We start from the raw sequence: 12,086 nt of genomic DNA on the forward strand, positions 1-12,086 counted from the left end.
GATGACCGATGCGGAAGTGCCGGAAACCGAGCTGGTGACGGCCCGGATGGCCAACGGCGGCGAGGCTGTCGGCCACTATGACGGCCGGGTGGTGTTCGTGCGCGGCGCGCTGCCCGGCGAGCGGGTGCGGGTGCGGATCGTCGATTGCAGCAACGACCGGTTCTGGCGGGCGGTGGTGACCGAGGTCGTCGAATCGTCGCAGGACCGGGTTCCGCCAGCATGTCCGGCCGCGGCCCACGGCGGCGGCTGCTGCGACCTGTCGTTCGTGGTACCGAGCGCGGCAAGGCGGCTCAAGACCGAGGTGACAGCCGACGTACTGCGCCGTATCGGGTCGCTGACCGACCCGCAGCTGGAGGAGTCCGGATTCTTCGCCGACGGCGTGCAAGCACTGGGGCCCGATGGGGAGGGCTGGCGTGTGCGTACCCGGCTGTTCGCCGACGACCAGGGCCGGACCGGGGTGCACGCCTGGCACGCGAGCTCGGTGATCGTCGGGCATGAGTGTTCGGCGCCGGTCGACGGGCTACTGACCGGTCTCGGCGAACTACGTTTCAGGGCGGGCTCCGAGATCGTCGCGGTCGCCGGTGCCGACGGCAGACACATCGCCGAGATCGCGCCCCCGGAACCGGTTCGGGGCAGCAGAGGCGACCGGCGACACGTCCAGCGCACCCGCCGGGCGCGGGCCGCCTCCCGGAAGATCTCGATGGTCGAGGGCGAGGAACTGGTCACTCACCGCGTGGGCGAGCGGTCCTGGCGGATCGGTGTCAACGGGTTCTGGCAGGCCCATCGCGGGGCACCGGCCACCTACGCGCGCACCGTCATCGACCTGGCAGCGGACGCGGACGCCGAACTGCGGGACGCGGTGGCGTGGGATCTGTACGGCGGAGCCGGAATCTACGCCGGCGCACTGCTCGACGCGGACGCCGCCGATGTCCACGTGGTGGACTCGGACGCCGGGGCCATCGACGCGGCGAAGGCCACCTTCGCCGGTGACCGGCGGCTGCTCGCGCACCGCGGGGACGTGGCGGAGGTGGCTGCCGGACTGCCGGCACCCGGTGTCGTCGTGCTCGATCCGCCCCGGACCGGCGCCGGGCGGGCGGTGATCGACACCATCGCCGCCGCCGGGCCGCGGGTCGTGGTGTACGTGGCGTGCGATATCGGCCGCTTCGCCCGTGACCTGGGTTTCCTGACCGGGCATGGGTACCGGCTGCGGTCGCTGCGGGCCTTCGACGCGTTCCCCGGCACCCACCACGTGGAGGCGGTCGGCTGCCTCACCCGATGACCGGGCAGCCTCCCGTGCGCTGAGGGTGTCAGGAACCGTGCGCGGCGTCGGCGTGTGCGCTCAGCCAGTCCACGGCGGTGGCGATCACCGTGTCGCGTTCGGGTTCGTTGAAGATCTCGTGGAACAGCTCGTCGTAGATGATGAGCGTCTTGTCCGACGATCCGGCGAGCTTCTCGACCATCCGGCTGCCATCAGGCTCGGCGAGCACGTCCTTGCCGCCGTGCATCACGAGCAGCGGAATCCGCAGCGACGGAAGACGCTTGGGGAACGACTGCATGGTGCTGATCATCGCCCCGCCCAAGCCCGCGGGGATCGGGCTGCGCACCACGAGCGGGTCGGCGTCGTAGTCGGCGACCACCTTCGGGTCGCGGGAGATGCTGGCGGCGCGCAGCGCCTTCGACGGCAGCCCGGGCACGATGCGGCCCAGGATCGGGGCGAGTGTGACCAGTATCGGCGGCATGTCGGAGCCGGGGACCACCGCGGGGCCCGACAGCACCAGCCCGGTCAGCCGCTCCTGATGGTCGAGCGCGAAGTCCAGGGCGATGCAGCCACCCATGCTGTGACCGAGCAGGAAGGTCGGCAGGCCCTCGATCCGCACCGCGTCCAGGACGGTGCCGATGTCCCCGGTGTAGTCGGCGAAGCTGTTGATCCGCAGCCGCTTTCCGTCGGAACGCCCGTGCCCGAGATGGTCGGGGACCGCGACCACGAAACCGGCGCCGGTCAGCGCGTCGACGACGTGACCGTAGCGGCGGCCGTGTTCGCCGAGACCGTGGACGATGACCACCACGCCCCGGGGGTCGCGGTCGGGAGTGGTCACGTCGTACCGGATGACATGTCCGTGGGCGCCCAGGAATTGGCGTTCTTCGGTCGGCACTTGCGCTCCTCGCGTGGTGTGTCGTTGTGTGGATCCGCTCACATAGTGACACCCGTGCCGGATCGGCGGGTCGGTGGGACATCACATCTTCCGCGGCGGGGTGCTCATCCGGGTCGCCTAGACTGTGCAGCACGCCCCGTGGCGGCTTGTGCGGTCGGGCGTGATCGGTTGACGGTGATGATGGAGGTTGGCGATGGGCGTGCTTGATCGGATAGATTCCCCTGCCGATCTGCGGTCCCTTTCGGGTGATGAGATGGTCGCGCTGGCCGCCGAGATCCGGGCGTTCCTCATCGAGAAGGTCGCCGCCAGCGGAGGGCACATCGGACCCAACCTCGGCGTGGTCGAACTGACCCTGGCGCTGCACCGGGTGTTCGACTCGCCGCACGACCCGATCCTGTTCGACACCGGTCACCAGTCGTACGTGCACAAGATCGTCACCGGACGCAAGGCCGGTTTCGACAAGCTGCGCCAGCGCGGGGGCCTGACCGGCTACCAGGAACGCGCCGAGAGCGAACACGACTGGATCGAGTCGTCGCACGCGTCGGCGGCCCTGTCCTACGCCGACGGCCTGTCCAAGTCATTCGAACTGACCGGGCAGGACCGCACCGTGGTGGCCGTCGTCGGCGACGGTGCGCTGACCGGCGGCATGTGCTGGGAGGCGCTCAACAACATCGCCGCCGCCCGGCGTCAGCTGGTGGTGGTGGTCAACGACAACGGTCGTTCGTACGCGCCGACGATCGGCGGGTTCGCCCGGCACCTGTCCGGCCTGCGCCTGCAACCCGGCTACGAGAAGCTGCTGACCGAGGGCCGTAGGGCGCTGCAGAAGGTGCCCATGGTCGGTGAACCGGCGTACGCGGTGCTGCACGGGATGAAGAGCGGCCTGAAGGACCTGCTGGCCCCGCAGGCGATGTTCACCGACCTCGGCATCAAGTATGTCGGCCCGGTCGACGGCCACGACATCGCCGAGCTCGAATCGGCGTTCGCACAGGCCAAGTCCTTTCACGGACCGGTCATCGTGCACACGGTCACCCGTAAGGGCATGGGGTATGAACCGGCCGAGAACCACGAAGAGGACCAGATGCACGCCACCGGCGTCATCGATCCGGCCACCGGGCAGGCCACGAGCGTGTCGCCGCTGGGCTGGACCGACGTGTTCTCCGCGGCGCTCATCGAGGCCGGTGCCCGCCGTAAGGACATCGTCGCCATCACCGCGGCGATGCCCGGACCGACCGGCACGCTCGCCTTCGGGGAGCGGTTCCCGGACCGGCTGTTCGATGTCGGGATCGCCGAACAGCACGCCCTGACGTCGGCGGCGGGGCTGGCGCTGGGCGGGCTGCATCCGGTGGTCGCCATCTACTCGACCTTCCTCAACCGGGCGTTCGACCAGTTGCTCATGGATGTGGCGCTGCTCAAACAGCCGGTGACCCTGGTCCTCGATCGCTCCGGCATCACCGGCCCCGACGGCCCGAGCCACCACGGCATGTGGGATCTGTCGCTGCTGGCGATGGTGCCCGGCATACGGGTGGCCGCCCCGCGCGACGCGGTGCGATTGCGGGAGGAGTTCGCCGAGGCCATCGCCACCGACGCCGGTCCGACCGCCGTCCGGTTCTCCAAAGGTGCTGTGCCGGAAGATATCCGATCGGTTCAGCGGCTTGACGACGGCGTGGACGTGCTGCGCCGCGGGGTGCCCGGTGCGGGTGCCGTGCGTGGTGATGTGCTCATCGTCGCGGTCGGTGCGTTCTGTGCGTTGGCCCTCGACGCGGCCGACCGGCTGGCGCAGCAGGGGATCGCGGCCACGGTCGTCGACCCGCGGTGGGTACTGCCGGTGCCGGGCTCGATCATCGACCTGGCCCGCTCTCACCGTCTCGTGGTGACGCTGGAGGACGGCGGTATCAGCGGCGGTGTCGGATCGGCGGTCGCCGCGGCGGTGGCCGCCGCCGATGTCCTGGTGCCGGTGCAGCAGCGGGGCATTCCGCAGGAGTTCATCGAGATGGGTTCGCGCGGTGAGATTCTCGCCGACCTGGGCCTGACCGCCCAGGATCTGGCCCGCTCGATCACGGCGACGGTGTCGCGGATGCAATCGGTGCCCGAACTCGACGGCGACGCACTCGCCGACACCCCGGCCGATCAGCCCGCCGAGTCCCACGCCGACGACTGATCCGGAACCGCCTCACCCGGCCGCGGGGAGGGACGGCGAATTGAGAATTCGACTCTCATTATGAGAGAACCTGAATACTCTGATGGCGACGGTTCTGCACGCACATATCGGCAGACCGGGGTCGATTCGAACGAGAGTCAGGTATGAGTATGCGATTTGTCTTCGTACACGGCGGTTTTCACGCGGCCTGGTGCTGGGAACGCACCATCGCCGAGCTCCGGGAACTCGGCCACGACGGGGTGGCGATGGACCTGCCCGGCCACGGCAGCCGGGTGGACGAGGACTCGACCCTGGCCAACAGACGGGCCGCCGTCGCCGACGTGCTGCAGCCCGGTGATGTCCTGGTCGGCCATTCCGGCGGCGGTTTCGACGCCACCCTGGGCGCCGACACGAAACCGGAACTGGTCTCGCACATCGTGTACCTGGCCGCGGCGCTGCCGCGGGAGGGACGCAGCTACACCGAGGCGATGACCATGCGCAATGCCGAAGACGGGGAGATCGACGGCGACGTGGGGGAGATGCTCGGCTACCTGAGCTTCGCCGAGGACGGGGCGATGACGTTCGCCGGCTTCGACGGGGCGTGGAAGTACTTCTATCACGACTGCGACGAGGCAACGGCCCGCTGGGCTTTCGAGCGCCTCGGGCCCGAACGATTCGGGGAGACCACCGTCGCACCGGTGTCGGTGCCGAACTTCTGGGCCGCGGATCTGCCACGCAGCTTCATCCGGTGCGAGCAGGACCGGGCGATGCCGGTCTGGCTCGCCGACACGGTCACCGAGCGGCTCGGTGTCGAGCAACTGACCATCGACGCATCGCATTCGCCGTTTCTGAGCCGCCCCCGTGACCTGGCCGAGTTGCTGCTCCACGCGGTGACGACCCGGCCGGTCGGGCCCCTGATCCCGAACTAGCCGGGCTACTGGCTGTCGGCGGGTTCCCCGGCCGAGTTCAGGGCACCGGCCAGCGCTTCTGACACCAGGGCACGCTGCCACGACCTCGCGCCCCCCGCCGCGAGCCGGGCATCGACGGCCTTGGGGGTGGCGGGCAGCTCGACACCCTCCCAGCACAGGGTGCGCACGATGTCCGGCGCGAGGAGATTCTCGGGTGGCAGTGTGTTCTCCTCGGCGAGCGCACCGATCACCGGCCGGACGGCCGCGGCACGCTCGGCGCCCTCCGGATTGCCGCGGTCCCACCGGTTGTACGGCGGCAGGCCCGTCATCGGCGGTTTGCGCGGGGGGAGTTCGGCAGCCGGCAGGGCCCGCGCTCGTTCGAGTGCGTCGAACCAGGTCCGGGCGTTGCGGCTCTGCCGTGGGCCGCCGAACACCGGAAGCCGCGTCAGGTCTTTGACGGTGGCCGGGTCCGCGGACGCCGCGGTGACGATCGCCGAGTCGGGCAGGATCCGGCCGGGCGCGATGTCGCGGCGCTGGGCGACCTCCTCACGTGTCAGCCACAGCTCACGTACCGCCGCCAGACCGCGCGCGCTCTTGACGGTGTGGATGCCGGCCGTGCGGCGCCAGCGGTCGACCCGTGCCGCAGGCGCGGGCCGGGCGAGCACCGCGGCGAACTCCTCACGCGCCCAATCGTCCTTACCGGCGTCGGTGAGGGCGGCAGCGGTGGCATCGCGCAGTTCGAGGAGAACCTCCACGTCGAGGGCCGCGTACACGAGCCAGTCGTGGGGCAGCGGCCGGCGCGACCAGTCGGCGGCACCGTGCCCTTTGCTCAGTCCCAGACCCAGGAACTCCTCGACCATCGTCGCCAGGTTCACCTTCGGCCGCCCCAGCAGGCGACCGGCGAGCTCGGTATCGAACAGCGCGGTACACGTGAAGCCGGCCTCGCGTAGGCACGGAAGATCCTGGTCGGCGGCGTGCAACACCCATTCGGGACCGGTCAGCGCCTCGATGACCGGGGCCAGCGCGTCGGGTTCGACGGTCGGGTCGAGCAGGAACGACCCCGCGCCGGCCCGTTTGAGCTGGATCAGATAGGCGCGCTGAGAGTAGCGGTAGCCCGATGCGCGTTCGGTGTCGACGGCGACCGGACCGTTGCCGGCGGCCAACAGCGCGGCGGCGTCGGAGAACTCGGCCGCGGATGTCAACACCGGCGGGACGCCACCGGCCGGCTCCGTGAGCGGCGTGGGCGTGGCGGTCATAGTTCGGTCACACCCACGGGCGGCAGACCGGCCGCGGCCGACAGGACCTCGCAGAACGCTTCGAGGTGCCGGCCGAGATCCAGGTCGGTCGCGGTCCAGGAGGCGCGCAACTCGAGTTGATGGGTGCGTGGTTGCCCGGCGATGTCGCCGTAGCGCACCGACGAGGTGGAGGTGACGGTGCCACCGAGTGCGGTCACGTGGACATCGCCGTACGTCGAGGAGGTGTCGCCCTCGGCGACGCCCAGCGCGTCGGCCAACCAGCTCCACGCCACCTCGGGTAGCAGCGGATCCATCGCCAGCGCCGCCTCGACCTCCGCCTGCACGTACGCGACCAGCCGCATCGTGCCGTTCCAGGCCTCGTGCCCGGCGGGATCGTGCAGCAGGATGAGCCGGCCGAACGCGCTGCCCTGCTCGTCGTCGCCGAGTTGGTCGGGGCCGTCGAACTGCCGGACCTCGACACCGAGTGCGTGGCTGTAGGGGGCGAGTCGTTGCGGTGGGCGGATGGGGCCGACCTCGATTTCGGGACGGATGTGCGCACCGCCGAGCGAGTCCACGGCGGTCCGGAAATCTTCCGGTATGCGCGTCGAGGACTCGGTCGGAGCTCCGGGTGAGGTCACGCACGTACGGTAAGTCGGACCCGGCGTGTCGCCGGGGAGGCGCGCCGAAGGTCGCCGTCCCGAGGGGGAGTCCCGCCGTGTTCACCGGTGGCCGCACATGGCACAGTTGACCCTGATGCCGCACGAATCCGGAGCGCATAACCGGCGCTCACGCAGCCATGATTCCTCGTTCCCGCTGGTCGCCGCCGCGACCGGGGGGCGGCCCACCCGCCGGCCGGTGTGGTTCATGCGTCAGGCCGGTCGCTCGCTTCCCGAATACCGGGCGATCCGCGCCGACCACGGCATGCTCGAGGCCTGCTTCGACCCGGCGATGGTCTGCGAGATCACGCTGCAGCCGGTGCGCAGGCACGATGTGGACGCGGCGATCCTGTTCTCCGACATCGTGGTGCCGCTGCGCGCCGCCGGTATCGACCTGGACATCGTCGCCGGCACCGGTCCGGTCATCGCCCACCCCGTCCGCACGGCCGCCGACGTGGCGGTACTGCCGCGCCTGGATCCGGCGGGTGTCGGCGCCATCGGCAAGGCCGTCGAACTGATCCTGGGTGAACTTGCCGATCACACCGCTCTCATCGGGTTCGCGGGGGCGCCGTTCACCCTCGCGTCCTACCTCATCGAGGGTGGGCCGAGCCGCACCTACGCCCGCACCAAGGCACTCATGTACGGCGACCCGCGGACGTGGAACGTGCTGATGGGGCACCTGGCCGACATCACCGTCACCTTCTTGCGGGTGCAGCTCGACGCCGGTGTGGACGCGGTGCAGCTTTTCGACTCGTGGGCGGGGCAGCTCTCGCCCGCCGACTACCGGCATTACGTGGCACCGCACAGCGCGCGGGTGTTCGCCGAGATCGCCGGCTATGGCGTGCCCCGCATCCACTTCGGGGTGGGGACCGGCGAGCTGCTGCCGGCGATGACCGAGGTCGGTCCAGACGTGATCGGCGTCGACTGGCGGGTCCCGCTCGACGAGGCGGTCCGGCGGGTCGGCCCGGGCAAAGCCGTGCAGGGCAACCTCGACCCGACCGTGCTGTTCGCGGGGGCCGATGTCATCGAGCGCGAGGTGCGCCGGGTCATCGACGACGGTGACCGGGCCGTCGCGGCGGGGGCGACCGGACATATCTTCAACCTTGGGCACGGGGTGCTGCCCACCACCGACCCGGACACCCTCACCCGGGCGGTCGACCTCATCCACTCCGTCGACCTGCCATGACGCGGCGTTCGGTCGCGGTCGTCGGCGGCGGCGTGTCGGGCCTGACCACCGCCTACCGGCTGCGGCAGGCGCTCGGCGCCGACGTGTCCATCGACCTGTACGAGGCGGGCGGGCGGCTTGGCGGTCTGCTCAACACCACCTCCGTCGGCGGGCTGACCGTCGACGTGGGTGCCGAGGCGTTCATTGTCCGGCGGCCCGAGGTGCTTGAACTCGTCCGTGAACTGGGTCTGGCCGATCTGGTCGTCTCCCCGACGGGACGCCGCCCCGCGATCTGGTCGGGCGGGCGGCTGCACCCGCTGCCGACGCCCGCCCTGATGGGGGTGCCCGCCACACCCGACGCCGTCGCCGGCCTCGTCGACCCCGAGGATCTCGCGCGCATCGCCGGCGAACCCGACCGGCCCTGGACCTGGGAGCCGGGGGCGGATCCGAGCGTCGGCGACCTCATCGCCGACCGGTGTGGGCCGTCCGTGGTGGCCCGCAGCGTCGACCCGATGCTCGGCGGCGTCTATTCCAGCCTGTCCGGCGACATCGGCCTGCGCGAGGCGCTCCCGGCGCTCGCCGCCCGTCTCGACGCCGGGGCGCCCGGTGTCCGGGCCGCGGTCACCGATCTGATCACCGCCGGGGCCGGTGCCACCGGACCGGTGTTCGGGACCCTCGTCGGCGGCTACCGGGTGCTCGTCGACGCCCTCGCTGCGGCGTCCGGAGTGCGGCTCGTCGAGGCCGGGGTGTCCGCGGCGGTCCCGGTCGGCGACGGCTGGGACGTCGGCGGGCAGACCTATGACGGCGTGGTGCTGGCCGTGCCCGCCTGGGAGGCCGCCCGGCTCCTCGGGGACACCACGCCCGAACTCACCACCACGCTCGCCGCCGTCGAACCCGCGGGCAGCGCCGTCGTCTCGATCACCCTGGCGCCCGGCACCCCGGTGCCGGACCATTCGGGTGTCCTCGTGGCGACCGGGGAACGGTTGCGCGCCAAGGCATTCACGTTCAGCTCCCAGAAGTGGGCGCACGTCGCCGACAGCGGCCTGGTATCGGTGCGGGCCTCGTTCGGCCGCTACGGCGAACCGGTCACCGCCGGCGACGACGAACTGGTGCGCATCGCGCTCGGGGATCTCGATCAGGTGGTCACCGCCGCGGGGTGTCCGGCCGTGTCACCGCGGGTCGTCGAAGCCCTGGTGCAACCGTGGCCGACCGGGCTGCCGCGCTATGCGCCCGGGCATCTGGTCAGGATGTCCGAGGCCCTGCGGCTGCGGCCGTCCCGGCTGGTGCTCACCGGGTCGTCGTACGCCGGCGTCGGCGTACCCGCATGCGTGGGGGCGGCCGGACGGGCCGCGGCCGACCTCGTCGCCGACTTGACCTAGCAGTGGATGGGCCGAACGGCCCTGCCGCGATCGTCGGTACGTCCCGGTGGCACGATGGATGGTATGAGCCGCCTGGATTATGACGAACTGAACGCGACGATCCGCTACCTGATGTTCTCGGTGTTCAAGGTGCGTGCCGGTGAACTCCCCGAGGACCGCGCCAAGGTCAAGGACGACGCCACCGAATTCTTCAACTCGCTCGAGGACGAGGGCATCGTGGTGCGCGGGATCTACGACGTGGCCGGTCTGCGCGCCGACGCCGACTTCATGATCTGGTGGCACGCACCCAGCATCGAGGCGCTACAGGCCGCCTACGCACGCTTCCGCCGCGAGGTGCAGCTCGGCAAGGTGTGCGACGCCGTGTGGAGCAACGCGGCCGTGCACCGGCCCGCCGAGTTCAACCGGGCCCACATCCCGGCGTTCCTCGCCGGTGAGGCACCCGGCAAGTACATCTGCGTGTACCCGTTCGTGCGCTCCTACGAGTGGTACCTGCTGCCCGACGAGGACCGTCGCAAGATGCTCAAGGACCACGGCCTGGCCGCGCACAGCTACGCCGACGTCCGCGCCAACACCGTGCCGGCGTTCGCGCTCGGCGACTACGAGTGGCTGCTCGCCTTCGAGGCGCCTGAGATGATCCGCATCGTCGACCTGATGCGTGACCTGCGCGCCACCGAGGCCCGCATGCATGTGCGCGAGGAGACCCCGTTCTTCTCGGGCCCCCGCGTCGAGGTCGCCGACCTCATCGACGCGCTGCCGTAGCCCGGCCCTGTGCCGTCGGTGCCGCTAGCGGCGCTGACGGCGCAGCAGCAGGACCGCCGCGGCGAATACCGCTGTCCACACGATCACATTCAGCAACGGCCACCACAGCGGGTCGGGGTCAGAGAGCTGACCGTCCACGGTGCTCTGGATACCGTCGGTCATCGGGTAGCGGGTGAGTGTGGATGCCCCATAGGCGGGGGTGAACCGCCCGACGGCCAGCAGCCCTTCGCTCAGCGGCATGAACATGCCGCCCAGGAACGCCAGGACCACCACCGAGGTCGCGGCGATGCTCACCGACGCGGCTGTGGGTATCGCCGTCGCCCACGCGATGCCGTACAGGCCGAACGGCACCGACATCACGACCGCCAGTGCCAGCGTCGACGCCCACACCCCGGTGGGCATCTCGGCGCCGGTGAGGGCACCGGCCAGATACACCGCGAGGATCGGCAGCACCGCGCGCACCGCGATGCCGATGAGGTTCGCCGACAGCCGCTGGCCCGCGGTGAGCGGGGTCAGCGCGAGCTGGCGGCCCCACCCCGTCTGGTTCTCCATCGCGATGGTGCCCGCCGCCCCGACCGCGCCCGTGATGCCCGCGTACAGGGCCATCGCCACCATGACGTAGGCGGTCACATTGCTGTCGTTGATGCGGTCGTTTCCATAGTCCTGGAACGCGCCGAAGATCAGGTACATCGCCACCGGCAGCATGATCGAGAAGAACAGTGTGCTCCAGTCCCGGGACAGGCGCATCAGGTCGTATCCGGCGAAACGCAGCGTCGTGCTCACCCGGGCACCCGCCGTGATCGTGGCGGTCATGGGCGGTCTCCCTCCACCACGTGTGAGTCCCGGTCGGTGAGCGCGATGAACGCATCCTCCAGGGTATGGGCGGCGATCCGCAGATTGCGCGCGTCGGTGGTGGTGAGCAGTTCCCTGGCCAGCGCGTCCGAGTCATCGGCGGTGACCGTGTGGTGGACCCTCACCCCGTTCTCGGTGATGTCGTAGTCGACGACACACCCCGACAGCCGGGACTGGATCCCGGCCGGGGTGTCGTCGGCGATGATGCGGCCTCCGTCGAGGAGGACGATGCGTTGCGCGAACTGTTGTGCCTCGGCGAGGTAGTGCGTCGCGAACAGCACCGTGCGGCCGGCGTCGGCCTCCTCGCGCATCGTGGCCCAGAATCGCCGCCGCGCCCCGGCGTCCATGCCCGCGGTCGGTTCGTCCAGGATCAGCAGGTCGGGCCTGGCGAGCAGGGCGATCGCGAACCGGACCCGCTGCTGTTCACCACCTGAGCAGGATCCGACGCGGCGGTGGCGCAGCCTGGTCAGATCGGTGCGGGCGAGGACGTCGTCGAGGGCAGGTGGGTCGCTCATGGTGGCGGCGAGCATCGCGACGGTGTGCTCGACGGTCATGTCCGGCAGCAACCCGCCCGCCTGCATCACCGCACCCACACGTTGATCTCTGATCGCCTCCCGCGGCGACGTGCCGAACACCTCCACCGAACCGGAGGTGGGCGTGGACAGGCTCAGAATGAGGTCGATGAGGGTGGTCTTGCCCGCACCGTTCGGTCCGAGGACGGCGACGATCTCGCCGGGGTCGATCGTCAGGTCGGCACCGCGCAGGGCGTACACCGGATCCTGGTTGCGCGGGTGAAACGTCTTACTCAGTCCGACCGTCCGTATCACCGCTCCCACAGGCAT

General features: G+C 70.5%; 11 protein-coding genes. 6 read left to right on the forward strand and 5 right to left on the reverse strand.

Features of this window, described 5'->3' with window-relative positions; translation table 11 throughout:
* Nucleotide 1 precedes the first annotated feature (1 nt).
* Nucleotides 2–1,279 carry a class I SAM-dependent RNA methyltransferase gene (locus tag GOAMR_RS21380; protein WP_005192962.1) on the forward strand — a complete coding sequence of 426 codons (1,278 nt, stop codon included), beginning with the start codon at nt 2–4 and terminating at the stop codon, nt 1,277–1,279.
* Nucleotides 1,280–1,307: 28 nt separating this feature from the next.
* On the opposite strand, the gene GOAMR_RS21385 is transcribed toward GOAMR_RS21380, so the two are convergent.
* Nucleotides 1,308–2,153 (reverse strand): alpha/beta hydrolase, encoded by an 846-nt coding sequence (locus GOAMR_RS21385; RefSeq protein ID WP_005192966.1) that lies wholly within the window; start codon nt 2,151–2,153, stop codon nt 1,308–1,310.
* A 193-nt stretch (nt 2,154–2,346) separates the two neighbouring features.
* On the opposite strand from GOAMR_RS21385, the gene dxs reads away from it, so the two are divergent.
* Together dxs and GOAMR_RS21395 are read left to right on the forward strand one after the other, a co-directional pair.
* Entirely contained in the window at nt 2,347–4,311 is a 1,965-nt protein-coding gene (dxs, locus tag GOAMR_RS21390) for a 1-deoxy-D-xylulose-5-phosphate synthase (RefSeq protein ID WP_005192968.1), read from the forward strand.
* 149 nt (nt 4,312–4,460) lie between these two features.
* A complete protein-coding gene (locus GOAMR_RS21395) occupies nt 4,461–5,219 on the forward strand; it encodes an alpha/beta fold hydrolase (RefSeq protein WP_040516040.1) in 759 nt (252 codons plus the stop codon).
* 5 nt (nt 5,220–5,224) lie between these two features.
* Here GOAMR_RS21395 and GOAMR_RS21400 read toward each other — a convergent pair whose 3' ends face one another.
* Nucleotides 5,225–6,454, reverse strand: coding sequence for an HRDC domain-containing protein (locus GOAMR_RS21400; RefSeq protein ID WP_005192972.1), 1,230 nt, complete (start codon nt 6,452–6,454; stop codon nt 5,225–5,227).
* Nucleotides 6,451–7,071: a DUF3000 domain-containing protein gene (locus GOAMR_RS21405; protein WP_040516016.1), complete on the reverse strand. Its 621-nt coding sequence runs from the start codon at nt 7,069–7,071 to the stop codon at nt 6,451–6,453. The genes GOAMR_RS21400 and GOAMR_RS21405 overlap by 4 nt, the downstream gene beginning before the upstream one ends.
* Before the next feature lie 115 nt (nt 7,072–7,186).
* Here GOAMR_RS21405 and hemE point away from each other — a divergent pair, with 115 nt between their 5' ends.
* The 3 genes from hemE (at nt 7,187) to hemQ (ending at nt 10,392) form a co-directional block, all read left to right on the forward strand.
* On the forward strand, nt 7,187–8,275 hold the full coding sequence (hemE, locus tag GOAMR_RS21410; RefSeq protein ID WP_050942843.1) for a uroporphyrinogen decarboxylase: 1,089 nt from the start codon (nt 7,187–7,189) through the stop codon (nt 8,273–8,275).
* The gene (locus GOAMR_RS21415; RefSeq protein ID WP_005192978.1) at nt 8,272–9,633 is read left to right on the forward strand and encodes an FAD-dependent oxidoreductase; all 1,362 of its coding nucleotides are present in this window, start codon (nt 8,272–8,274) and stop codon (nt 9,631–9,633) included. The genes hemE and GOAMR_RS21415 overlap by 4 nt, the downstream gene beginning before the upstream one ends.
* A gap of 63 nt (nt 9,634–9,696) precedes the next feature.
* Nucleotides 9,697–10,392 (forward strand): hydrogen peroxide-dependent heme synthase, encoded by a 696-nt coding sequence (hemQ, locus tag GOAMR_RS21420; protein ID WP_005192980.1) that lies wholly within the window; start codon nt 9,697–9,699, stop codon nt 10,390–10,392.
* A 24-nt stretch (nt 10,393–10,416) separates the two neighbouring features.
* Here the strand turns inward: hemQ and GOAMR_RS21425 are convergent, their stop codons facing one another.
* A complete protein-coding gene (locus GOAMR_RS21425) occupies nt 10,417–11,205 on the reverse strand; it encodes an ABC transporter permease (RefSeq protein WP_005192984.1) in 789 nt (262 codons plus the stop codon).
* Nucleotides 11,202–12,086: an ABC transporter ATP-binding protein gene (locus tag GOAMR_RS21430; protein WP_005192987.1), complete on the reverse strand. Its 885-nt coding sequence runs from the start codon at nt 12,084–12,086 to the stop codon at nt 11,202–11,204. Before GOAMR_RS21430 ends, GOAMR_RS21425 begins: the two co-directional genes overlap by 4 nt.

This window comes from Gordonia amarae NBRC 15530 (genome assembly GCF_000241345.1).
GTDB classification, from domain to species: domain Bacteria; phylum Actinomycetota; class Actinomycetes; order Mycobacteriales; family Mycobacteriaceae; genus Gordonia; species Gordonia amarae.